20 protein-coding genes are annotated in these 23,755 nt (G+C 59.0%); 11 read left to right on the top strand and 9 right to left on the bottom strand.

Annotated features, from left to right (window positions below; all coding sequences use genetic code 11):
* Positions 1 to 63 precede the first annotated feature (63 nt).
* Positions 64 to 363 carry a PilZ domain-containing protein gene (locus tag ACM6JQ_RS04150; RefSeq protein ID WP_123377049.1) on the top strand — a complete coding sequence of 100 codons (300 nt, stop codon included), beginning with the start codon at positions 64 to 66 and terminating at the stop codon, positions 361 to 363.
* A 52-nt stretch (positions 364 to 415) separates the two neighbouring features.
* On the opposite strand, the gene ACM6JQ_RS04145 is transcribed toward ACM6JQ_RS04150, so the two are convergent.
* Positions 416 to 1,105: a VacJ family lipoprotein gene (locus ACM6JQ_RS04145; protein WP_007910522.1), complete on the bottom strand. Its 690-nt coding sequence runs from the start codon at positions 1,103 to 1,105 to the stop codon at positions 416 to 418.
* Positions 1,106 to 1,303: 198 nt separating this feature from the next.
* Here ACM6JQ_RS04145 and ACM6JQ_RS04140 point away from each other — a divergent pair, with 198 nt between their 5' ends.
* Together ACM6JQ_RS04140 and ACM6JQ_RS04135 are read left to right on the top strand one after the other, a co-directional pair.
* Positions 1,304 to 1,924, top strand: a complete 621-nt coding sequence (locus ACM6JQ_RS04140; RefSeq protein ID WP_007910521.1) for a hypothetical protein — start codon at positions 1,304 to 1,306, stop codon at positions 1,922 to 1,924.
* A 108-nt stretch (positions 1,925 to 2,032) separates the two neighbouring features.
* Positions 2,033 to 2,296 (top strand): DUF4404 family protein, encoded by a 264-nt coding sequence (locus tag ACM6JQ_RS04135; protein ID WP_414868868.1) that lies wholly within the window; start codon positions 2,033 to 2,035, stop codon positions 2,294 to 2,296.
* 173 nt (positions 2,297 to 2,469) lie between these two features.
* Here the strand turns inward: ACM6JQ_RS04135 and queF are convergent, their stop codons facing one another.
* On the bottom strand, positions 2,470 to 3,300 hold the full coding sequence (gene queF, locus ACM6JQ_RS04130) for an NADPH-dependent 7-cyano-7-deazaguanine reductase QueF (protein ID WP_414893266.1): 831 nt from the start codon (positions 3,298 to 3,300) through the stop codon (positions 2,470 to 2,472).
* A 61-nt stretch (positions 3,301 to 3,361) separates the two neighbouring features.
* Positions 3,362 to 3,889, bottom strand: a complete 528-nt coding sequence (locus ACM6JQ_RS04125; RefSeq protein ID WP_414893265.1) for a plastocyanin/azurin family copper-binding protein — start codon at positions 3,887 to 3,889, stop codon at positions 3,362 to 3,364.
* A gap of 168 nt (positions 3,890 to 4,057) precedes the next feature.
* Between ACM6JQ_RS04125 and ACM6JQ_RS04120 the strand changes: the two genes are divergently transcribed.
* Together ACM6JQ_RS04120 and ACM6JQ_RS04115 are read left to right on the top strand one after the other, a co-directional pair.
* Positions 4,058 to 4,738 carry a heavy metal response regulator transcription factor gene (locus tag ACM6JQ_RS04120; protein WP_064392816.1) on the top strand — a complete coding sequence of 227 codons (681 nt, stop codon included), beginning with the start codon at positions 4,058 to 4,060 and terminating at the stop codon, positions 4,736 to 4,738.
* Positions 4,738 to 6,084, top strand: a complete 1,347-nt coding sequence (locus ACM6JQ_RS04115) for a heavy metal sensor histidine kinase (protein WP_414893264.1) — start codon at positions 4,738 to 4,740, stop codon at positions 6,082 to 6,084. Before ACM6JQ_RS04120 ends, ACM6JQ_RS04115 begins: the two co-directional genes overlap by 1 nt.
* Positions 6,085 to 6,203: 119 nt before the next feature.
* Here ACM6JQ_RS04115 and ACM6JQ_RS04110 read toward each other — a convergent pair whose 3' ends face one another.
* From ACM6JQ_RS04110 to ACM6JQ_RS04100, 3 genes are all read right to left on the bottom strand, one after another.
* A complete protein-coding gene (locus ACM6JQ_RS04110) occupies positions 6,204 to 7,448 on the bottom strand; it encodes a lipoprotein-releasing ABC transporter permease subunit (protein WP_034156425.1) in 1,245 nt (414 codons plus the stop codon).
* Positions 7,449 to 7,511: 63 nt separating this feature from the next.
* The gene (gene lolD, locus ACM6JQ_RS04105) at positions 7,512 to 8,210 is read right to left on the bottom strand and encodes a lipoprotein-releasing ABC transporter ATP-binding protein LolD (RefSeq protein ID WP_007910506.1); all 699 of its coding nucleotides are present in this window, start codon (positions 8,208 to 8,210) and stop codon (positions 7,512 to 7,514) included.
* Complete coding sequence (locus ACM6JQ_RS04100; protein ID WP_007910504.1) at positions 8,203 to 9,453, bottom strand: lipoprotein-releasing ABC transporter permease subunit; 1,251 nt, start codon at positions 9,451 to 9,453, stop codon at positions 8,203 to 8,205. Before ACM6JQ_RS04100 ends, lolD begins: the two co-directional genes overlap by 8 nt.
* A 94-nt stretch (positions 9,454 to 9,547) precedes the next feature.
* Here ACM6JQ_RS04100 and ACM6JQ_RS04095 point away from each other — a divergent pair, with 94 nt between their 5' ends.
* Together ACM6JQ_RS04095 and ACM6JQ_RS04090 are read left to right on the top strand one after the other, a co-directional pair.
* The gene (locus ACM6JQ_RS04095; RefSeq protein WP_007910502.1) at positions 9,548 to 10,129 is read left to right on the top strand and encodes a PilZ domain-containing protein; all 582 of its coding nucleotides are present in this window, start codon (positions 9,548 to 9,550) and stop codon (positions 10,127 to 10,129) included.
* Between the two features lie 15 nt (positions 10,130 to 10,144).
* Positions 10,145 to 10,867, top strand: a complete 723-nt coding sequence (locus ACM6JQ_RS04090) for a glycerophosphodiester phosphodiesterase (RefSeq protein WP_016986737.1) — start codon at positions 10,145 to 10,147, stop codon at positions 10,865 to 10,867.
* 42 nt (positions 10,868 to 10,909) lie between these two features.
* Here ACM6JQ_RS04090 and sthA read toward each other — a convergent pair whose 3' ends face one another.
* Positions 10,910 to 12,304: a Si-specific NAD(P)(+) transhydrogenase gene (gene sthA / locus ACM6JQ_RS04085; protein WP_007910498.1), complete on the bottom strand. Its 1,395-nt coding sequence runs from the start codon at positions 12,302 to 12,304 to the stop codon at positions 10,910 to 10,912.
* A 197-nt stretch (positions 12,305 to 12,501) separates the two neighbouring features.
* On the bottom strand, positions 12,502 to 13,488 hold the full coding sequence (locus tag ACM6JQ_RS04080) for an FAD:protein FMN transferase (protein ID WP_414893326.1): 987 nt from the start codon (positions 13,486 to 13,488) through the stop codon (positions 12,502 to 12,504).
* 120 nt (positions 13,489 to 13,608) lie between these two features.
* Between ACM6JQ_RS04080 and ACM6JQ_RS04075 the strand changes: the two genes are divergently transcribed.
* Positions 13,609 to 14,910: an MFS transporter gene (locus ACM6JQ_RS04075; protein WP_016986740.1), complete on the top strand. Its 1,302-nt coding sequence runs from the start codon at positions 13,609 to 13,611 to the stop codon at positions 14,908 to 14,910.
* 182 nt (positions 14,911 to 15,092) lie between these two features.
* Here ACM6JQ_RS04075 and ACM6JQ_RS04070 read toward each other — a convergent pair whose 3' ends face one another.
* Positions 15,093 to 16,556: a glyceraldehyde-3-phosphate dehydrogenase gene (locus ACM6JQ_RS04070; protein WP_007910488.1), complete on the bottom strand. Its 1,464-nt coding sequence runs from the start codon at positions 16,554 to 16,556 to the stop codon at positions 15,093 to 15,095.
* A 354-nt stretch (positions 16,557 to 16,910) separates the two neighbouring features.
* Here ACM6JQ_RS04070 and mfd point away from each other — a divergent pair, with 354 nt between their 5' ends.
* The 3 genes from mfd to ACM6JQ_RS04055 are packed head-to-tail and all read left to right on the top strand — an operon-like array spanning position 16,911 to position 23,639.
* A complete protein-coding gene (mfd, locus tag ACM6JQ_RS04065; RefSeq protein ID WP_007910487.1) occupies positions 16,911 to 20,360 on the top strand; it encodes a transcription-repair coupling factor in 3,450 nt (1,149 codons plus the stop codon).
* A 10-nt stretch (positions 20,361 to 20,370) separates the two neighbouring features.
* Positions 20,371 to 20,937 (top strand): CsiV family protein, encoded by a 567-nt coding sequence (locus ACM6JQ_RS04060; RefSeq protein WP_414893263.1) that lies wholly within the window; start codon positions 20,371 to 20,373, stop codon positions 20,935 to 20,937.
* Between the two features lie 11 nt (positions 20,938 to 20,948).
* Entirely contained in the window at positions 20,949 to 23,639 is a 2,691-nt protein-coding gene (locus ACM6JQ_RS04055; protein ID WP_007910485.1) for a DEAD/DEAH box helicase, read from the top strand.
* The last annotated feature ends 116 nt before the right edge of the window (positions 23,640 to 23,755 follow it).

The following is a 23,755-nucleotide window of genomic DNA, read 5'->3' as shown; positions in this document are numbered from 1 at the left end:
CTTGTCAAATCACCGAGAGTTATAAGAACAGCTCAAACCGTAACCCAATGGAAGGACGTAACCATGAGTCAAACCAGTCGGGACTACAGCGAAAAGCGCGATTTCATCCGCATGCGGGTCGATGCCGATATCGTGTTGATTCATGAAGGCGATCAGATTTCAGGGGTGTGCATCGACCTCTCCAGCAGTGGCATGCAGGTCGAAGCGCCGCGTCGGTTCGCGGTCGGCGACCGTTTGAGCGTACGCATCGACTCCGATCTCGCCGCACTCCGCGGCCTTGAGGCAGAGACCGAAGTGGTCTGGGTCAGTGCACAGGATGGCGGCGGCCAAAAGCTCGGCCTGACCATCCTGAAGATGAAATAGCTACACACAAAAAAGGCGACCCTGAGGTCGCCTTTGTTTTTATCGGTCGAGATTAAAAATCGTCTTCGACCTGGCCATCCTTCACCTTGAACTCACGGTTCTGCAAGTAGGCATTGCGGATGAAGGTGTATTTGTCGCCGCTGATCAGCTTCTCGCTCGACAGCAGGCTGGCGCGGGTATCGACGATGTTCAGACCGAAGATCGAGTTACGCGTAGGCACGTGGTCGATGTAGCGGTACATACCGGTGTAGCTGTCGACGTATTTCGACGGTGCGTCACGCAAGGTGCTCGGACCCATCAGCGGCAGCATCACATACGGACCGCTGCCCACGCCCCAGTAACCGAGAGTCTGACCGAAGTCTTCGTCGCTACGGTTCAGGCCCATCTTGGTGCCGACATCGAAGAAACCGAGCAGGCCGAAGGTGGTGTTGAAGATCAGGCGAGCGGTGTCGACGCCAGCGGCAGCCGGTTTGGCTTGCAGGATGTTGTTGGCAAGGTTGGTGACGTCACCGACGTTGCGAAACATGTTGTGGATGCCGTCTTCGAGGAACTGCGGTGTGACGAACTCATAGCCCTGGGCCAATGGCTTCAGCGCGTAAGTATCAACGAAGTCGTTGAACTGGAAAATTGGACGGTTAACGCTTTCCCAAGGGTCTTCTTCCGTTGCCGCCTGAGTGGCGAACGGAGCCAGCAACAGGCCGGCACATAAACAAAGCTGAGCGAGCGGATTGCTCCAGCGCATAGAAAAACTCCTTGGAATGGTACTGTCGCGGACCTCTGGGCCCGGCTATTCAGGTCGCTAGTATAAGCGTAAAAGCCCGTTTGGACAGTCCGCGCAATGCAGCAGTCTGTAGGACGCTTCGTGCATCGCCCTTCACACCGCTGTCATCCAACTGTCACTGATACGCCCTAGCCTGATCGTTATTTCAGGGATGTTGCCATGACACACGCCGAAACCTTGCCCGTCGCTGCGCCCAGACTGACCGCGGTACTGTTTGGACTCAGCGGTTGCCTGGTAGATTTCGGTGCCCGCGCCCGGCAACAGACGATCGCCCTGCCTGAATACGCTGAGGCCACACCAGGCGCATTCGACAGTTTGCACAGTTTGCAGCGCCAGCAGATTCCCTGTGTCTGGCTGGATGAACTGCCCCCTGCCCTCGCCCGGTCCTTGTCGGCCTCACTGCCGACGTGGATCAAACCTGCGCAACATTCGGCAACAATCAATCCATGGCCTGCACCGAACGCTTGCTGGCAGGCCCTGATGGACCTGAACGTCAGCAGTCTGGACGGCTGCGTATTGGTCAGTGGTGAGCCGCGCTTGCTGCAATCGGGCCTTAACGCCGGCCTGTGGACGATCGGTCTCGCCTCCTGCGGCTCGCTGTGCGGCCTAGCGCCGGGCGAATGGCAAGCGCTGAGCCAGAAAGAACGCGAACAACTGCGTGGCAAGGCGACGATGCAGTTATTCGGGCTAGGCGTGCATTCGGTTATCGATCACTTGGGTGAACTCGACACCTGCCTGGCCGACATCAGCCTGCGCCGTCACAAAGGCGAAAAGCCCTGATCGGGATCATGCAGGTTTGCCGGGAGTGGATTAATCTAAAGGTCAGCCATAGACCTTTGGCGCGCGGCTGCGGTCAATGCCAGTGCCTATTGATAAAAGGAAAACACCATGCCCGCCCAAGAACTGCAAAAACAGCTCGATACCCTGCGCGAGCAGCTGGAGCAGAATCCGCCGCTGTCGGAAGCCGAGCGTGAGGATTTGCATGCGCTGATGGCGCAGATTGAATCCGAAATTCAACTGGAGACTGCCACGCAAGACACCAGCATCGCTGACGGCGTCAATCTGGCGGTTGATCGCTTTGAACTCGAACATCCGGCCATTGCCGGCACCCTGCGCAACATCGTTAATGCGCTGGGCAGCATGGGGATCTGATTCTCCCCCGAAACGCAAAAAGCCCTGCCATCACTGGCAGGGCTTTTTCATTTCAACTTTGGCAATGCGTCCCCCTGTAGGAGTGAGCCTGCTCGCGATAGCGGTGTGTCAGTTAACATCATCGTCAACTGACACACCGCTATCGCGAGCAGGCTCACTCCTACAGTTGATCTTTATTGACGCACGAGGCGGTGATTCGGCAGCTGTACGCTTTCGGTGCTGCGATATGGGTTGATGTCCAATCCACCGCGACGCACGTAACGTGCAAACACCGTCAGCTTTTCTGGTTTCAGCAAGCGCTGCAAGTCGAGGAAAATCCGCTCAACACACTGCTCATGGAAGTCTGAGTGCTGGCGGAAGCTGACGATGTATTCGAGCAAACTGGCGTGATCCAGTGCCGATCCACGATATTCCACCACCACCGTGCCCCAGTCCGGCTGACTGGTCACCGGGCAATTGGATTTGAGCAGATGGCTATACACCGTCTCCTCGACGATCCGCGACTCATCGCAACGCAGCAATTCCGGGCGCGGATGCTCGTAGTTGCTGACGCTGATATCCAGATCATCGATGCACACGCCCGGCAACGCCACAACGCCTTCCGCTTCAACGTCCTTGAGGCTGCGAACGCGCACCGCCACCGGTTTGCCGGCGGCGGCCGACAAATCCTTGATCAGGGTCGCTTCCAAGGACGCCACGTCGGCAAACGCCGTCTGGTTCAGCGAGTTCAAATACAGCTTGAACGACTTCGACTCGATGATATTTGGCGAATCCGCCGGGATGCTGAATTCGCCGATCGCCACCACTGGCTTGCCGGATGGCAACAGCCACGACAGCTCGAAGCAGTTCCAGAAATCCACACCTTTATACGGCAGGGTGTCGGCGGTCAGGCCCAGCTCGGCCCATTTCGCGGTGCGCGGAATCGGGAACAGCAGGGACGGCGTGTACGTGGCGATGTATTCGCTGGATTTGCCCAGCGGCGAATGTTCGGCTGCGGGATGCATGGCGGAAACCTGACTGAATAATCAGCGGATTCTACCAGCCTTTGCCCGCGCCTTTGAGTGCTTACTGACTGACCGTCAGTTTGCCGACCATGCCCGCCTGATAATGCCCGGGAATATTGCAGGCAAATTCCAGGCTGGTGGCCTTGCTGAAGGTCCAGGTCAACTCGGCGGTTTTGCCCGGCTCGACCAGTACGCTGTTCGGATCGTCATGTTTCATGCCATGGCCCATCGCTGCGTGATCCATGCCGGCCATATCGTGGGACATTTCCTTCATGCCGGTAGGCGTAAGCATGCCGCTTTGCTGCATCTGCAACATTTCCTGCTGGTGTTTGGCGTGCATCGCCGCGTCACCGAGGTTGAATTCGTGCAGCAGTTGGCCTTTATTCACCAGCACAAAGCGAACGGTCTCACCGGCCTTGATCTGAATGGTCTTGGGATCGAAGGACATATCGCCCATCACCACGTCAATGCTGCGCGAGGCTTTGGCGGCAGGCGCTGGCTGGCCGAAATCATAGGTGTGCGCGGGAGCTGCAAACACCGACGAACTCATTGCCAACAAACAGAAGGCCAGGGATTGGCGTAAAAACATGGTCGTACTCCAACAAGATAAGGTTCAGCTTATGGGAAACTTTAGCCGGCCTGCGCTGGCATCTACCTGACAGGCAGATTACAACTTTGTCAGGTTGACGTTTGTCGCCAGCGCTCACGGTATAAAGCTTTCGTGACTACAACACCCCCGAACCCACCCGAGTCGCCCATGAAACTGTTGATCGTCGAAGACCAAGCAAAAACCGGCCAATACTTGCGCCAGGGCCTGACCGAGGCCGGGTTCAACACGGAACTGGTGGCCGACGGCAACAGCGGTCAGCAACTGGCTTTGAGCGGTGATTACGCGCTGTTGATTCTCGACGTGATGCTGCCGGGGCGCAGTGGCTGGCAGATCCTGCAAGCGGTGCGCAGCGCCGGGCTGGATACGCCGGTACTTTTTCTGACAGCCAAAGACGCGGTAGAGGACAGGGTTCACGGCCTCGAATTGGGCGCCGACGACTACCTGGTCAAACCGTTCGCCTTCTCCGAACTGCTGGCGCGGGTACGTAGCCTGTTGCGTCGCGGCAGTGCTACAACCCAGGAAACCAGCCTGCAACTGGCCGATTTGCGCCTGGATCTGATCCGTCGCCGCGTCGAACGCAGCGGCCAGCGCATCGACCTGACGGCAAAGGAATTCGCACTATTGGAAATGCTCCTGCGTCGCCAAGGCGAAGTGCTGCCAAAGTCGCTGATCGCTTCACAGGTCTGGGACATGAATTTCGACAGCGATACCAATGTCATCGAAGTGGCGATCCGCCGTTTGCGCCTGAAGATCGACGACGAATTCCCCAACAAACTGATCCACACCGTGCGCGGCATGGGTTACGTGCTCGAAGAGCGTGGCGCCTGATGCGCCGATTGTCCCTGAGTTCGCGCCTGGCCTTGTTGTTTGCCGCTTGCACCGCTGTGGTTTCGCTGTTCGCCGGGGTGTTGTTCAACCGCGCCAGCGAAGCGCACTTTATCGAACTCGACCAGCAACAGCTGGACGGCAAACTGATCGGCCTGCGCCGCGCCTTGCAGGATCTTCAGCCCGGTCAATGTGAAGCACGGCTGGCGGATGAGCTGAGCCGTCAGGCCGATCTGTCGTTGCGCATTACCGGCACTGACGGCCAGCGCTGGTATGACAGTTCGACGCAAATCCCCAAGGATTTGCCGCAACAATCCGGCCTGTCGACCATCAGCCATGACGGCACCGATTACCGCGTGCTTAACGCCCCGCTCTACCCGGACAAAGCCGATTCACCGCAACTGTCCTTGTTGCTGGACATCACCCATCACCAACACTTCCTGCAACGCATGCAGCACCTGATCTGGCTGACCGTCGGGTTGTCAGCGCTGGCGACGGCGTTGCTCGGTGCCTGGGCCGCACGCAGCGGCTTACGGCCATTGCGACGCATGAGTGCAGTCGCCCGTGGGATTTCCGCACAATCGCTGAATGCCCGACTGCCCGAAGCGCAAATGCCGCCAGAACTTGCGGAAATGGCCCACAGCTTCAACGCCATGCTCGCACGCCTCGACGACTCGTTTCAGCGGCTCTCGGCGTTTTCCGCCGACATTGCCCATGAGTTGCGTACACCACTGTCGAACCTGCTGACCCACACTCAGGTCACCCTCACCCGCCCCCGGCCGATCGAGGACTACCGCGAAGCGCTGCACAGCAACCTCGAAGAACTGCAATGGATGGCACAACTGGTCAACGACATGTTGTATCTGGCCAAGGCCGATCATGGCTTGCTGATGCCCAAGCGGGAACCGCTGGAACTGGCGGATGAAACAGATGTGCTTTTGGAATTTTTTGCGCCGCTGGCGGAGGACGCCGGGGTCAAACTGACGCGTGAGGGCAATGCGCAGATCGAGGGTGATCGCAGTATGTTGCGCCGGGCCTTGTCGAATCTGCTGGATAACGCACTGCGGTTTACCCCGGCTGAGGGCGATGTGAGCTTGCGGATCGTTGATCAACCGAACGCGGTACGCATTTCAGTCGAGAACAGTGGCGAGGGGATTTCTGCGGAGTTGTTGCCACGCCTGTTTGATCGATTTTATCGGGCCGATCCGGCGCGGCAGGAAGGCAGCAGTGAGCATGCGGGGTTGGGATTGGCGATTACTCAGTCGATCATCCGCGCCCATGGTGGGCAGATTCATTGCGAATCAGAGGCGGGATGGACGCGGTTTGTAATCGAGCTGCCTCGAACCTGATCGTTCCCACGCTCTGCGTGGGAATGCAGCCCGGGACGCTCCGCGTCCCTTCCAGAGCCGAACGCGGAGCGTCCGTTGAGGCGTTCCCACGCAGAGCGTGGGAACGAGCATGGAGTCGCTTACGAATACCTCAGGGCGTGAGCCGGCTCGATCTTCGCCGCCCGCCACGCCGGATACACCGTCGCCAGGAAGCTCAGAATAAAGCCCGCCGAGCAAATCAACAGCACATCCCCACCCTGCAATTCCGACGGCAAATTGCTGACGAAATACACATCCGAACTGAAGATGTGCTGCCCGCTGACTCGCTCGATCCAGCCCACGATCTGACTGACATTCAGCGCGGCGATCACGCCCAACACGCCGCCAATGATCGTACCGACAATGCCGATCACCGTGCCCTGCACCATGAAAATCGCCATGATCTGCCGTGGCGTGGCGCCGATGGTGCGCAAAATCGCGATGTCCGCGCCCTTGTCGTTCACCACCATGATCAGGGTCGCGATGATGTTGAACGCCGCCACCGCGACGATCATCAGCAACAGCAGGCCGATCATGGTTTTTTCCATTTTCATCGCGCTGAACAGGCTGCCCTGGGTGTGGGTCCAGTCGTCAGCCTTGAAGTCCGCGCCCAAACCGGCAGCGATATCCGAGGAGACTTTCGGTGCGGCGTACAGGTCTTTGACCGCCAGACGCACACTCTGAACCTGATTCGGCTCCCAATGCTGCATGGTCGCGGCATCGGCGACGTGGATCAGGCCCATGGAGCCGTCCAGCTCAGCGCCGACCTTGAACACACCGACCACGTTTAGACGCTGCATGCGCGGGGTGATGCCCCCCGGCGCAGTACTGACTTCCGGGACGATCAGGGTGATCTTGTCGCCGACATTGAGGCGGAAACGCCGCGCAGTGATTTCGCCAATCACCACGCCGAACTCTCCCGGTTTCAACGCGTCGAGACGGCCCTGCACGATGTGCTGGGCAACGATCGAGACCTTGCCTTCCTGCGCCGGATCAACGCCGCTGATCTGGATCGGCTGCATCAACCCCTTGTAAGACAGCATGCCTTCCATCTCAGTGAACGGCACGGCGGCAGTCACTTCAGGATTTTTCATCGCGGCGGCAGCAACCGGCTGCCAGTCATCAATCGGCTTGACGCCGACGATGGTCGCGTGCGGCACCATGCCGAGGATGCGCGAGCTCATTTCGCGCTGGAAGCCGTTCATCACCGACAACACCACGATCATCGCCAGCACGCCGAGGGCGAGGCCGATCATCGAGGTCATCGAAATGAACGAAACAAAGCGATTGCGGCGCTTGGCGCGGGTATAGCGCGTGCCGATAAAGATCGATAACGGTCTGAACATTCGCTGGGGCACCGTATAAAAATAAAAGACCCGACGCCTTTACAGACGTCGGGTTTCAGCCAATCAGATAGGCGTGAGGCAGCCTTCTTGCAGGTGCAAGACGCGGTCCATCTGGCGAGCCAGGTTCATGTCGTGAGTCACCACCAGGAACGCCGTACGCATCGAGGTGCTGAGTTCCAGCATCAAATCCTGAATGCCCTGGGCGGTGTGGGAGTCGAGGTTGCCAGTCGGCTCATCGAGCATCACCAGGCCTGGTTTGTTCACCAGCGCGCGGGCGATGGCCACACGTTGACGCTCGCCACCGGACAGTTCCGCCGGCTTGTGCTCCAGACGATGACCGAGGCCAACGCGCTCCAGCAGTGCCGTGGCACGCTGACGGGCTTCCGGGATCGGCGTCTTGCCGATCAGCAGCGGCATGCAGACGTTTTCCAGTGCGGTGAATTCCGGCAGCAAGTGGTGGAACTGGTAAACGAAACCGAGCGCACGGTTACGCAAAAGGCCACGCTTCTTCTCGCTCAGTGCCGACAACTCTTCGCCGTCGAGCCAGACGCTACCCTTGGTCGGCGTGTCCAGACCACCGAGCAGGTTGAGCAAGGTACTTTTGCCCGAACCCGAGGTGCCGACGATCGCCACACGCTCGCCCGGGTGCAACTCCAGTTGCAGGCCGGCCAATACCTCTACCGATTCCGGGCCTTCCTCGTAGGATTTGCCCAGGTTACGGCAGCTCAAGATTGCTTGTTCACTCATGCCCGACTCACTCATAACGTAGCGCCTCCGCCGGCTGGGTGCGCGCGGCACGCCAGGCGGGATACAGGGTGGCGAGGAAACTCAGAACCAACGCCGCCGCGCAGACCATGACCACATCCTGGCTCTGCACCTGCGACGGAAGATAATCAATGAAATACACGTCAGCATTAAGGAATTTGTGGCCGATCAGGCCTTCCAGTGCCGAGATCGCGGCGCTGACATTAAGCGCCGCGAAAATCCCGACCACCGCACCAATCGCCGTGCCGACCACACCGATCACCGTGCCTTGCACCATGAACGTGCGCATGATCGTGCCCGGCGTCGCGCCCAAGGTGCGCAGAATGGCGATGTCGCCCTTCTTGTCGTTGACCACCATCACCAGCGTGGAAATGATGTTGAACGCCGCTACGGCGACAATCAGCAGCAACAGCAGACCGATCATGGCTTTTTCCATGCGGATCGCCTGATACAGATTGCCGTGGGTGCGCGTCCAGTCGCGGGCGTAGTAATGATCTTCGCCGAGTTGCTGGGCGATGTTCCATGCTACGCGCGGTGCCTGGAACAGGTCGTCGAACTTCAGGCGGATGCCCTGCACCTGATCAGGCTTCCAGCGGTGCATCTTCGCCAGATCCTGCAGGTTGGTGACGCCCAGATAGCCATCGAGTTCGCCGGCGCCGACATGAAAAATGCCGACCACGGTGAAGCGCTTCATGCGCGGGAACATCCCGGCCGGGGTCACGCTGACCTCCGGCGCGACGAAGGTGACCTTGTCACCGATGCCCACGCCGAGCTTGGTCGCGGCCTTGTCGCCGATGACGATGCCGAAGCTGCCCGGCGTCAAATCGTCGAGTTTGCCCTGCTTCATGAAGTTGTCGATGATCGACACGTTGCGCTCGAGCGCAGGGTCGATGGCGTTGAGCAACACCTTGGACACCTGACCGTTATTGGTCAGCAGGCCCTGCATCTGGGTGAACGGCGCAACCGCCGTCACCTGCGGGTTCTGCTTGACCTTGTTGGCCAGACTTTGCCAATCGTTGATCGGCTCAGTGGATTCAATGGTCGCGTGGGGCACCATGCCCAGCACGCGGGTGCGCATCTCATGATCGAAGCCATTCATCACCGAGAGCACGACGATCATCACGACCACGCCAAGGGCGAGCCCGATCATCGAAGTCAGGGAAATGAATGACACAAAATGATTGCGACGCTTTGCACGGGTATAACGCGTGCCGATAAATACGAAGAGAGGTCTGAACATGTCGGGGCTTGTTCGGAGGGAAAAGGAACGTCCTTGTGGCGGGGGTCGATAACCAGCTTTACACTCAGACCACCGCCGCTACCATGGGTTCGCCATGTCGACATTAGATGAAGAAGATCGCCGCGAATACTACCGTATCGAGGACACGATCGCACTGGAAATTCGGCCCCTGTCCGCTCCCGAAGCCGCAGGCCAGGAAGTGTTGCAGGATGCTTCCCCACTGTTCAACCTGCTCAGTGAACTGCACCTGAGCGAATTCGAGTCGCAGCACCTGTTGCGCCAGATCAGCGAGCGCGACCGGGCCATCGCCGCGTTCCTGAAATCGCAGAACAAACGCATCGATCTGCTCAGCCAAGTGGTCGCCCTGACCGTGCTCGGCCATATCGGCGAGCCGCAACCGGTGATCATTTCCGAGGGCGGGATCGACTTCCAGCACCCGACGCCAATTGCCACCGGCGCACACCTGTCGGTGAAACTGGTGCTGATGCCGCAAGCGCTGGGCCTGCTGCTGCGCGCCCGCGTCACCCATTGCGATCGCAAGGGCGAAGGTTATGACATAGGCACCGAGTTCGAACACTTGACCGACGCCCAACGCCAGTTGCTCGCCCGCTACATCTTGCAGAAGCAGGCCCAGGAACGACGTCTGGCCCGCGAACAGAACGAATCAGGCATTTAAATTTAAGGAAGAACCGTGACCCTCATCTACGGCCACCGCGGCGCCAAGGGCGAAGCACCGGAAAACACCCTGAGCAGTTTCCAGGAATGTCTCAAGCACGGCGTGCGCCGCTGCGAACTGGATCTGCACCTGTCCAAGGACGGCGAGTTGATGGTCATTCATGACCCGACCCTCAAACGCACCACGGAAAGGCGCGGCAAAGTCGTCGAACACAGCGCCGCCGAACTGGTCACTTACGACGCGCGCAAGGGCGGCCCGGGCTGGATCAAACCCTGCCCGATTCCGACATTGGAAGAGCTGTTCGAAAAATGCGATTTCGAGCACTGGCAACTGGAAGTCAAAAGCGCTTCGCGTACTCGCGCAGCAACCACCGTGCTGGCGATTCGTGAAATGGCCCAACGGCATGGCCTGCTCGACAAGGTGACGATCACCTCGAGTTCGCGGGAAGTGCTGAAAGCAGCGCTGGATCTGGTGCCGGACGTGTCGCGCGGACTGGTGGCCGAATACGCCTGGCTCGACCCGCTGAAGGTCGCGGCCAGCTATGGCTGTGAGATTCTTGCGCTGAACTGGACGCTGTGTACGCCGGAACGCCTGCAGAAGGCGCAGCGTCAGGGGCTGCATGTGTCGGTGTGGACCGTCAACGAGCCTGCGCTGATGCGCAGACTCGCCGACTTCGGCGTTGACAGCCTGATTACAGACTTTCCCGGTTTGGCCACTGCCACCCTCGAGAATTGCTGAAATCGGTCTCCCCGGCCGGCTCAGGCCACCGGCCGGAGCCCGTCAAAAAAGCCGGTTGAGGCCGTCGTACGCTGCTACCCGATAGGCTTCGGCCATGGTCGGGTAGTTGAACGTGGTGTTGACGAAGTACTTCAGGGTGTTCAGTTCGCCCGGCTGGTTCATGATCGCCTGACCGATGTGGACGATCTCCGACGCCTGATAACCGAAGCAGTGAACGCCCAGCACTTCCAGGGTTTCACGGTGGAACAGGATCTTCAGCATGCCTTGCGGCTCGCCGGCGATCTGTGCACGCGCCATGCTCTTGAAGAACGCCTTGCCGACTTCGTACGGCACTTTGGCCTGGGTCAGTTCCTGCTCGTTCTTGCCGATCGAGCTGATCTCCGGAATGGTATAGATGCCGGTCGGCACGTCATTCACAAAGCGCCAGCTACCGTTATCAACAATGCTGCCAGCAGCCGAACGACCCTGGTCGTGGGCGGCACTGGCCAGGCTCGGCCAGCCGATCACGTCACCGGCACCGTAGATGTTCGGCACGCAGGTGCGGTACGCCTCGTCGACTTCGATCTGGCCACGGCTGTTGACCTTGACGCCGATGTTTTCCAGACCCAGCGTGTCGGTGTTGCCGGTACGGCCGTTGCACCAGAGCAAGGCGTCGGCTTTGATCTTCTTGCCGGACTTCAGGTGCAGGATCACGCCGTTGTCGACGCCTTCAACGCGATCGTAATCTTCGTTGTGGCGCACGGTGATGTTGTTGTTGCTGAAGTGGTAGCTCAACGCCTGGGAGATTTCCGAGTCGAGGAAGCTCAGCAACTGACCACGGTTGTCGACCAGCTCGACCAGTACACCCAGACCGCTGAAGATCGATGCGTATTCGCAACCGATCACGCCGGCGCCGTAAACGATCAGTTTGCGCGGGGTGTGATTGAGGCTGAGGATGGTGTCGCTATCGTAGATACGCGGGTGGTGGAAATCGATGTCCGCCGGACGATAAGGACGCGAGCCAGTGGCGATGATGATGTGCTTGGCCACCAGTTTTTCGACCACACCGTTGGCGCAGACCACTTCGATGGTTTGCTCGTCGGCGAAGCTGCCGGTGCCAAAGAACACGTCGACGCGGTTACGGGCGTAGTAGCCGGTACGCGAAGCGACTTGTTTGGAAATAACCTTTTCAGCGCTTTTCAACACGTCCGGGAAGGAGAACCAGCGTGGCTCGCCGATCGCCCGGAACATAGGATTAGTGTTGAACTGCATGATCTGCCGCACCGAGTGACGCAGTGCCTTGGACGGGATGGTGCCGAGGTGGGTGCAGTTGCCGCCGACCTGGCGACGGCTGTCGACCATCGCGACCTTGCGCCCTGCTTTGGCGGCGTTCATTGCCGCGCCTTCTCCCGCCGGGCCGGAACCCAGCACCACCACGTCGTAGTTGTAGACAGCCATGCGTACTCCTCAGAACAGGCCGCGGTGCCAGCAGCACCGGCGGCTAAATCACGCCGAACGGCGGCGCGAAGGAACAATTGGGGGTCAATCAAGAACCCGGACACAGTCTATAGAAGCGTCAACGCCGCGCACATTAACCCTTGGTCGCGTCGTAGGCTACTTTTGCCTGCACTACAACGCCAGCTTTCGTATTGTTCTCAGTCAGTTTTTTCGCCACTGAGGCGTTCGAAAGCCTTGTTGGTGCGGACGACAAAACCTGTATCGGCACGAATCACAAAGAATGCACCAATGTCATGCTTTTCGGCATAGTCCCAGGCCCTTTCAGGGCCGAGAATCAACAACAGCGTCGATAGTCCATCGGCCATCAACGCTGAAGGATGAATCACCGTGACTGACGCCAGATCGTGTAGGACAGGTGCACCGGTGTGCGCATCAAAAGTGTGGGAATAGCGCCGACCGTCCTGCAGGAAATAGTTGCGGTAGTCGCCGGAGGTGGAAACGCTGTAGGCGTCGACATTGATGACGCGCTCGGCGACCTGTTGATCGTCACGGGGCTCTTCGAGAGCAATGCGCCACGGTGAGCCATCAAGCTTTCTGCCTTTGGCTTTCAACTCACCCGTGGCTTCAGCGAGGTAATCGTGGATACCCAGGGCGTCGAGTCTGGCCGCGAGGGTGTCGACGGCATAACCGGCGGCGATGCTATTGAAGTCGACCTCGACGGCGGCGTCTTTGCACAATTGATCGCCATTGACGTGCAGGTGCTGATGGCCGACCCGCTGCATCACTTCGGCCAGCGCAGCGGCGTCAGGGACTTTCTCCTCGCGGCCTTGTGGGCCGAACCCCCAGAGGTTCATCAGCGGTTCGACGGTCAGGTCGTAGGAGCCCTCGCTTTGCGCTGACAGTTGTTCGCCAGTTCGGACCAATTCGAGTACCGACCCAGGCATTTTCTGACAGCTGTTGGCGGGCAAAGCGTTGAAGCGCTCGATATCCGAATCATTGCGATAGGTGGACAACTGTCGATCGACTTCGCCGAGGATGCCCTCCACTTCACTGCGAACCTGAGTTGATTCAGGCATGCCGGCGTGGCGTACGTACTTGATTGAATACGTACTGCCCATGGTAGGCCCGCCGAAGCTTTCCATGGACTCGCCATTACCGCAGCCAGCCAATACGCCAGCCAGCATCACAAGCCAAAACAAGCGTCCAGTGAACAATTATTCATCTCTCCGTAAAACCGCGGCGGCCATTATGAATTAAAGGATCTGCAACATCTTTATACAAAATCCAATAGCGAGTACCTGAACATGTCCTCCACCACGGGCAAAGGCAAAGCGATCTTTCGCGTTGTCAGCGGCAACTTTCTCGAAATGTTCGACTTCATGGTCTACGGCTTTTACGCCACGGCCATCGCCAAAACCTTCTTCCCCACCGACAGTGCCTTCGCTTCGCTGATGCTTTCACTGGCCACGTTTGGTGCCGGTTTTCTGATGCGTCCGCTGGGGGCGATTTTCCTCGGCGCTTACATCGACCGTCATGGCCGTCGCCAAGGCTTGATCATCACGTTGGCGTTGATGGCTGCCGGCACCGTGCTGATTGCATGCGTTCCGGGCTATGCGACCCTTGGCGTCGCTGCGCCATTAATCGTACTGTTCGGTCGTTTGCTGCAAGGCTTCTCGGCCGGCGTGGAGCTGGGTGGTGTGTCGGTGTATCTGGCAGAGATCGCCACACCGGGCCGCAAGGGCTTCTTCGTCAGTTGGCAGTCGGCGAGTCAGCAAGCGGCAGTGGTCTTCGCCGGATTGCTCGGTGTGGGTCTCAACCATTGGCTGAGCCCGGAACAGATGGGTGACTGGGGCTGGCGCGTGCCATTCCTGATCGGCTGCATGATTGTGCCAGTCATTTTCGTGATCCGTCGCTCACTGGAGGAAACCCCAGAGTTCCAGGCCAGAAAACATCGCCCTACCCTGCGGGAAATCGTCCGCTCGATCGGTCAGAACTTTGGCATCGTCATCGCAGGCATGGCACTGGTGGTGATGACCACTGTTTCTTTCTACCTGATCACCGCGTACACCCCGACATTCGGCAAGGCTGAACTGCACCTGTCGGACTTCGACGCGTTGCTGGTTACCGTGTGCATTGGCCTGTCTAATTTTTTCTGGTTGCCGGTGATGGGTTCAGTGTCCGACAAGATCGGACGTAAACCCCTACTGCTCGCGGCGACGATTCTGGCGATTCTGACGGCCTACCCTGCCCTGTCGTGGCTGGTGGCGAACCCGAGTTTCAGCCATTTGCTGATCGTCGAGTTGTGGCTGTCGTTCCTGTATGGCTCGTACAACGGCGCGATGGTGGTGGCGCTGACCGAGATCATGCCGGTTGAAGTGCGCACGACCGGCTTCTCGCTGGCCTACAGCCTGGCGACAGCGACGTTCGGCGGGTTTACCCCGGCGGCGTGTACGTATCTGATTCATGTGCTGGATAACAAGGCTGCGCCGGGGATCTGGCTCAGTGGTGCGGCGGTGCTGGGGTTGATTGCGACGCTGGTGTTGTTCCGGGGCAATAAGCATGAACTGCGCACGGCGCAGGCAGCCATACCCGGCGGCGCCCGATAGGACGCCATCGCTGGCAAGCCAGCTCCCACAAGTTTATTTGGCGGTTACACGATTGCATTCACACCCCAAGACCCTGTGGGAGCTGGCTTGCCAGCGATGAGGCCGCAACAGTCAATCGAGATTTAGCAGGCATAAAAAAACGCCCCGACCTAGGTCGGGGCGTTTTCATGTGCAGCTATCGCTTAGCGCGGGAACGCTGGCGGGTTTACACCAGCCATGTCTTCCATCACGCGGATAACCTGGCAGCTGTAACCGAACTCGTTGTCGTACCAGACGTACAGAACAACGCGGTTGTCCTGAACGATGGTCGCTTCAGCGTCGACCACACCGGCGTGGCGCGAGCCCACGAAGTCGGTCGAAACCACTTCCTGCGAGTTAACGAAGTCGATTTGCTTGTGCAGATCGGAGTGCAGCGCCATGTAGCGCAGGTACTCGTTCATTTCCTCACGGGTGGCGGCTTTCTCAAGGTTGAGGTTGAGAATGGCCATCGACACGTTCGGCGTCGGAACACGAATCGCGTTACCGGTCAGCTTGCCGGCCAGCTCAGGCAGGGCCTTGGCAGCAGCGGTGGCAGCACCGGTCTCGGTGATGACCATGTTCAGCGCGGCGCTACGACCACGGCGATCGCCCTTGTGGAAGTTGTCGATCAGGTTCTGGTCGTTGGTGTACGAGTGAACGGTTTCGACGTGACCATTGATGATGCCGAACTTGTCATTCACAGCCTTCAGCACCGGCACGATGGCGTTGGTGGTGCAGGAAGCGGCAGAGACGATCTTGTCATCAGCGGTGATTTCACCGTGATTGATGCCGTGAACGATGTTCTTCAGCTTGCCCTTGCCAGGCGCGGTCAGAACAACGCGGTCGATACCCGGGCACTGCAAGTGCTGGCCCAGGCCATCAGCGTCACGCCATACACCGGTGTTATCCACCAGCAGCGCGTCTTTGATGCCGTACTGGGTGTAATCCACCTCGGTCGGGTTCTTCGCGTAGATCACCTGGATCAGGTTACCGTTGGCGGTGATGGTGTTGTTTTCTTCGTCGATGGTAATGGTGCCGTTGAACGAACCGTGTACCGAATCGCGACGCAGCAGGCTGGCGCGCTTGGTCAGGTCGTTGTCGGCGCCTTTGCGCACGACGATGGCACGCAGACGCAGACCGTCGCCACCACCGGTTTTCTCGATCAGGATGCGCGCCAGCAGACGGCCGATACGACCGAAGCCGTACAGCACAACGTCAGTGCCTTTACGTGCGGAAGCGTTTTGCTGGCCAACCACGTCAGCCATTTCTTCACGAACGAATTGCTCGGCGCTACGGCCGTTGCCTTCGTTGCGGAATTTGAACGCCAACTTGCCCAGATCTACCGAAGCCGCGCCGAGCTTGAGCTCGCTCATGGCTTTGAGCAGTGGGAATGTTTCGTGGACGGAGAGTTCGCTGTCGTCGGAAGAACGGTGGCGCGCAAAGCGGTGAGCTTTGAGAATCGCGATGACAGACTGGTTGATCAGGCTGCGGCCATAGATCGAGCTCACCACGTTGTTATTGCGGTAGAGCTGACCGATTAGCGGAATCATCGCTTCTGCGAGTGCTTCACGGTCGATCCATTCACCAAGACACTGGTCGGGCTTCTGAGTCACGGTAACCTTCCACATGTAGGGGCAGAAAAAAGGGGCTACATTATGCCGCCCACAACCTCATTCAGCAATGCGCGCTTGTCGCGAAATCGGTAACAAAATTCCTTTCAAAAAAATCACACCTCGCGCCAGCCCAGTAAATACGCGGCTTCCAGCGCTGTCAATTTTTCGACGACTGTTAGACGATGTCTGTAACCCTCCGTAACACCACCCACTTTTGGCACTACATAATCGCTAAAAAAGCGCTGGTTTTTATGGTTACCACTACATTTCTCGCAAACATCGAAGATAGACGTAGTCTGCAACTGACAGGCGACACCGGACGCCGCTACAATTACCGACTTTGTCGCAAAGCCTGGAGCTCAACCTTCCGTGCCCGTTCTGCGTCTACCGCAACTCCCTGCCGAGGCAGGTAAACAGCATTGGGGCAATTTGCCCGGCGCTGCCCTCAGCCTGGCGATTGCCGAGGCTGCCAGCGCTGCCAAGCGCTTCACCCTGCTACTGACCGCCGACAGCCAAAGTGCTGAACGACTGGAACAGGAGCTGAGTTTCTTCGCCCCGGATTTGCCCGTGCTGCATTTCCCCGACTGGGAAACCCTGCCCTACGACCTGTTCTCGCCGCACCAGGACATCATTTCCCAGCGCATCGCCAGCCTCTATAGGCTGCCGGAACTGGCGCATGGCGTGCTGGTGGTGCCGATCACCACAGCGTTGCACCGCTTGGCGCCGACCAAATTCCTGCTTGGCAGCAGCCTGGTGCTGGATGTCGGGCAGAAACTCGATGTCGAACAAATGCGTTCGCGGCTCGAAGCCAGCGGCTATCGTTACGTCGACACGGTGTATGAGCACGGCGAGTTCACCGTGCGCGGTGCGTTGATCGACCTGTTCCCGATGGGCAGCAAACTGCCGTATCGCATCGACTTGTTCGACGATGAAATCGAAACCCTGCGCACCTTCGATCCGGAAAACCAGCGCTCCATCGACAAGGTCGAGTCGGTCAAGCTGCTGCCGGCCCGTGAGTTTCCGCTGCAAAAAGACGCAGTCACCCGTTTCAAGGCGCGCTTTCGCGAGCGCTTCGACGTCGACTTCCGGCGCTGCCCGATCTTTCAGGATCTGAGCAGCGGGATTACCCCGGCCGGTATCGAGTATTACCTGCCGCTGTTCTTCGACGAAACTTCGACGCTATTCGACTACCTGCCGCAGGACACGCAAGTGTTCTCCCTGCCGGGCATCGAGCAAGCGGCGGAAAACTTCTGGAACGACGTGCGCAATCGTTATGAAGAGCGCCGCGTCGATCCATCGCGTCCTTTATTGCCACCGGCGGAATTGTTCCTGCCGGTGGAAGATTGTTTCGCCCGCCTGAAGAGTTGGCCGCGCGTGGTCGCCAGCCAACAGGATGTAGAAGGCGGTGCAGGTCGCGAGCGCTTCCCGGCACAAGCACTGCCGAATCTGGCGATCGAAGCCAAAGCCACACAACCGCTGGCGGCGCTGTCGGCATTTCTCGATGAATTCCCCGGTCGCGTGCTGTTCACCGCCGAGTCCGCCGGCCGTCGCGAAGTGCTGCTGGAGTTGCTTGAGCGCCTGAAGCTGCGACCGAAAACCGTCGACAGCTGGCCAGACTTCGTCGCGAGCAAGGATCGTCTGGCGATCACCATTGCCCCGCTCGACGAAGGCCTGATGCTCGACGATCCGGCGCTGGCATTGGTCGCGGAAAGTCCGCTGTTCGGCCAACGCGTGATGCAGCGTCGCCGCCGCGAGAAGCGTGCCGACGGCAATAACGATGCGGTGATCAAAAACCTCACCGAGCTGCGCGAAGGCGCGCCGGTGGTGCACATCGATCACGGTGTCGGCCGTTATCTGGGCCTGACGATTCTGGAAATCGACAATCAGGCTGCCGAATTCCTTACCCTCGAATATGCCGAGAACGCCAAGCTTTACGTGCCGGTAGCCAACCTGCATTTGATTGCACGCTACACCGGCAGCGACGATGCGCTGGCCCCGCTGCACCGCCTCGGCTCCGAGACCTGGCAGAAGGCCAAACGCAAAGCTGCCGAACAGGTGCGTGACGTCGCCGCCGAACTGCTCGACATCTATGCCCGTCGCGCCGCTCGCGAAGGCTACGCGTTCGCCGACCCGAAAGCCGATTACGCGACGTTCAGCGCCGGTTTCCCGTTCGAAGAAACCCCGGATCAACAATCGACCATCGAAGCCGTGCGCGAAGACATGCTCGCGCCGAAACCGATGGATCGACTGGTCTGCGGTGACGTCGGTTTCGGCAAGACCGAAGTGGCCATGCGTGCGGCGTTCATCGCCGTACACGGTGGCCGCCAAGTGGCGATTCTGGTACCGACCACCCTGCTCGCCCAGCAGCACTACAACAGCTTCCGCGACCGCTTCGCCGACTGGCCGGTGACCGTGGAAGTGATGAGTCGCTTCAAATCGGCCAAGGAAGTCAACGCGGCGATCGCCGATCTGGCCGAAGGCAAGATCGACATCGTCATCGGCACGCACAAACTGCTGTCCGACGACGTCAAGATCAAAAACCTCGGGCTGGTGATCATCGACGAAGAGCACCGCTTCGGTGTGCGTCAGAAAGAACAGCTCAAGGCCCTGCGCAGCGAAGTCGACATTCTTACGCTGACCGCCACACCGATTCCGCGCACGCTGAACATGGCGGTGTCGGGCATGCGCGACCTGTCGATCATCGCCACACCGCCAGCACGTCGCTTGTCCGTGCGCACCTTCGTCATGGAGCAGAACAAGAGTACGGTCAAAGAAGCCCTGCTCCGCGAACTGTTGCGTGGCGGCCAGGTTTACTACTTGCACAACGATGTGAAAACCATCGAGAAGTGCGCCGCCGACCTCGCCGAACTGGTGCCGGAAGCACGCATCGGCATCGGTCACGGACAGATGCGCGAGCGCGAACTCGAACAGGTGATGAGCGACTTTTATCACAAGCGTTTCAATGTGCTGATCGCCTCGACCATCATCGAAACCGGTATCGACGTGCCGAGCGCCAACACCATCATCATCGAGCGCGCCGACAAATTCGGTCTGGCGCAACTGCATCAGTTGCGTGGTCGTGTCGGCCGCAGTCACCACCAGGCTTACGCCTACCTGCTGACGCCGCCGCGCCAGCAAATCACCTCGGATGCGGAAAAGCGTCTGGAAGCGATTGCCAATACTCAGGATCTCGGTGCCGGTTTCGTCCTGGCCACCAACGACCTGGAAATCCGTGGCGCCGGCGAATTGCTTGGCGATGGCCAGAGCGGACAGATTCAAGCCGTCGGTTTCACGCTGTATATGGAAATGCTTGAGCGCGCGGTGAAGTCGATCCGCAAGGGCGAACAACCGAACCTCGATCAACCCCTCGGCGGTGGCCCGGAAGTCAATCTGCGGGTGCCGGCGCTGATTCCGGAAGACTATCTACCGGACGTTCACGCTCGCCTGATTCTGTACAAGCGCATTGCTTCGGCGACCGACGAGGAAGGCTTGAAGGATCTGCAAGTCGAGATGATCGACCGTTTCGGCCTGCTGCCGGAACCGACCAAGAATCTGGTGCGCATCACCGCGTTGAAGTTGCAGGCCGAGCAATTGGGCATCAAAAAAGTCGATGGTGGTCCGCAAGGTGGACGTATCGAGTTCGAAGCGCAGACGCCGGTCGATCCGATGACGCTGATCAAGCTGATCCAGAGCCAGCCAAAACGCTACAAATTCGAAGGCGCCACGATGTTCAAGTTCCAGGTGCCGATGGAACGCCCGGAAGAGCGCTTTAATACTGTAGAGGCGCTGTTTGAGCGCCTCCTCCCGAAATCTGTTTGAAGGACGCCCAATGCGCCTGTTTCGTTCGCTGACTTTGCTGCTCACCTTGGTAGCACCCTCGGTTTTCGCCGATGACCTGTATCAGGTCGAAATGATTCTGGTGCGCCAGAACGCCGTACCGGCCATCGTCAGCCGCGCCGCGCCGGAAGACTGGGCCGCTGGCGCCCAGCGCTTGGGCGACGACAGCAAGCGCACGCCTGCGCTGAATGACGTTGTCAGCAAGCTTACCGCCAGCGGCGACTACAGCGTGTTGATGCACAAGGCCTGGCAGCAAACCCTTGGCGAAGCACCGGCAAAAGTTGCGGTCAGCGACGGTCAGGAACAGTTCGGTCAGTTCCCGATCGAGGGCACGCTGGAAATGAAACTGGGGCGTTTCACCGACGTGAGCGCCGATTTCTGGGTCAACCAGATCGACAGCAACGGCATGGTCACTGCCAGCGAACGCCTGAAACAGAACAGCCACACCAAGAACGGCCAACTCAACTATCTCGACAACGGCCATCTGGCCCTGCTGATCAAGATCACTTCCCTGACCGCACCTGCGCCACGGGAAGCGCCTGAAGCGATTCCGGACTGATCGAAGTCCTTATGAACCCGCCGCTGAGTAAACCGTTGGCGCCCTCCTGGGTCAGCCGATTCAAGGAACAGAGCCTGGAGCGTGGCCGTCGCTACGCCCTGGAAAACCGGGTACGCATCGCCCAGGTCGGCGATGCAACGATCACCGCCAGTTGTGAAGGCTCTGGGGGTAACGTTTACCGTCAGACCATTCACCTGCGCGAGTCAGCCAAAGGCACCTTGCTGCTGGTCGATGCCGGCTGCACCTGCCCCGTTCGCAGCAACTGCAAACACTGCGCAGCGGTACTGCTGAAAGTGCAGGAAACCCTTGATTACCCCGCCGCTGCGAAAGACGCCGAGCTGTTGGAGAAACTTCAAGCCGTGCTGGAGAATCGTGGCCCGAAAGCACCGCCGCAAGTGCTGGTCGATAATGTTCAGCCGATGCCGCGGCTGTGGCTGGCCAGCGTCGAATTCAGCGCTTTCGAACCACGCAACGGCAAGATGCAGCGTTATATTCAGCATCGCGCGGCGCTGTCGTTCAGCTATCTCGACGAATACGTCAGCGGGCAGAAGAACAGCGACATTCTGATCCGTCAGGAAACCCAGACGCTGCGGATAAAACGTCACCCGGAAGTCGAACAGTCCTACCGCGAACAGTTAAGAATCCTCGGCTTTCGTATCGCCACTCGCCAGAGCAAAGCGCTACCGGAGAGCGCGGGCGAGCTGTACGAAATGGTCAACGACAGCGCCTGGCTGACGTTCACCCTTAACGATCTGCCGAAACTGCGAACGCAGGGCTGGGAATTGCAGATCGATGAAGAGTTCGGCTTTGACCTGACCGCTGTGGATGACTGGTACGCCACAGTCGAGCAGGCGCCGGAGCGTGACTGGTTTGATCTGGAGTTGGGGATCATCGTTAACGGTGAGCGCCTGAGCCTGCTGCCGATCCTGCTCAATCTGATGCGCTCGCATGCGGAGATTCTCAATCCCGAACGCCTTGCGCGCCGCCGCGATGACGAGCTGATTCTGGTCAACGTCCCACAACGCAACATTGAGCACGGGCCACTGCAGGTGGCGTTGCCGCTAGGCCGGCTGAAACCTGTGCTGATGACGCTCGGCGAGTTCTATTTGCAGGAGCCGGGCGAAACCACCCTGCGCCTGAGCAAGGCGGACGCTACGCGACTCAACTCGCTGGAAGGTATTCCGCTACTGTGGGAAGGTGGCGAGCAGATCCGCACGTTCGCTCAACGTCTGCGCGACATTCGTGATTTCAGCGTTGAAGCGCCGAAAGGCTTGAATGCGACGCTGCGCCCGTATCAGCTTGAAGGCTTGAGCTGGATGCAATCGCTGCGACAACTGGAAGTCGGCGGGATTCTCGCGGACGACATGGGTTTGGGTAAAACCCTACAGACCCTGGCGCATATTCTCAGCGAGAAAAACGCCGGGCGTCTCGATCGACCGTGCATGGTGGTGATGCCGACCAGCCTGATTCCAAACTGGCTGGATGAGGCGGCGCACTTCACCCCGCAACTGAAAGTAGTCGCGCTGTACGGCGCCACTCGCAAGAAGCATTTTGACAACCTGGGTGACTTCGACCTGATCCTCACCACCTACGCGCTGCTGCCCAAGGACGTCGAACGGCTGGCCAAGCAGCCGCTGCACGTATTGGTGCTGGATGAAGCGCAGTACATCAAAAATCCGAACAGCAAAGCCGCTCAAGCCGCGCGCGAGCTTAATGCACGTCAGCGCTTGTGCTTGAGTGGTACGCCGCTGGAAAACCACCTGGGCGAGTTGTGGTCACTGTTTCACTTCCTGTTGCCGGGCTGGCTTGGCGACGTGAAAAGCTTCAACGCCGATTACCGCGTGCCGATTGAAAAGCGCGGCAGTGAAGTCAGACTTCAGCACCTCAACGGTCGGATAAAACCGTTTCTGCTGCGCCGCACCAAGGAACAAGTGGCCACCGAGTTGCCGCCGAAAACCGAGATCATCCATTGGGTCGATCTCAACGAAGCGCAGCGCGATGTGTATGAAACCATGCGCCTGGCAATGGACAAGAAAGTCCGCGACGAGATCACCCGCAAAGGCGTGGCGCGCAGCCAGATCATCATTCTGGAGGCGCTGCTCAAGCTGCGTCAGGTTTGCTGCGATCTGCGCCTGGTCAACGACGCCACCCTGCCCGCTCGCGGCAGCACCTCCGGCAAGCTCGACAGCTTGATGGAAATGCTCGAAGAACTGTTCGAGGAAGGCCGGCGGATCCTGCTGTTTTCGCAATTCACCTCGATGCTGTCATTGATCGAAGACGAGCTGAAAAAACGTAACGTTTCCTACGCGCTGTTGACCGGCCAGACCCGCGATCGACGGACGCCGGTGAAGGAATTCCAGAGTGGCAAGCGTCAGATTTTTCTGATCAGCCTGAAGGCTGGCGGTGTCGGCTTGAACCTGACGGAAGCGGACACGGTGATTCACTACGACCCGTGGTGGAACCCGGCGACCGAAAATCAGGCGACGGATCGTGCGTACCGGATTGGTCAGGAAAAGCCGGTGTTCGTTTACAAGATGATTGCCCGGGGTACGGTGGAGGAGAAGATTCAGCACCTGCAGAAGGAAAAGTCCGACTTGGCGGCGGGCGTGCTGGATGGGCGCAAGGCCGGGGACTGGAAGTTGCAGAGTGATGATATCGAAGCGTTGTTTGCGCCGCTGCCGGACAAGCTCGACAAGCGTTGAGATTTGCGTAGCCGGTTAGATAGCTATCGCTGGCAAGCCAGCTCTCACAGGTATCGAGTTGGAACACAGTTTTGTGTACGACTCAAAACCCTGTGGGAGCTGGCTTGCCAGCAATG

Origin of the sequence: Pseudomonas sp. IT-232MI5 (assembly GCF_949767845.1) — a bacterium.
GTDB lineage: Bacteria > Pseudomonadota > Gammaproteobacteria > Pseudomonadales > Pseudomonadaceae > Aquipseudomonas.
The sequence above is the reverse complement of the archived record's forward strand: the minus strand, read 5'-3'. Positions and strand labels throughout refer to the sequence as shown.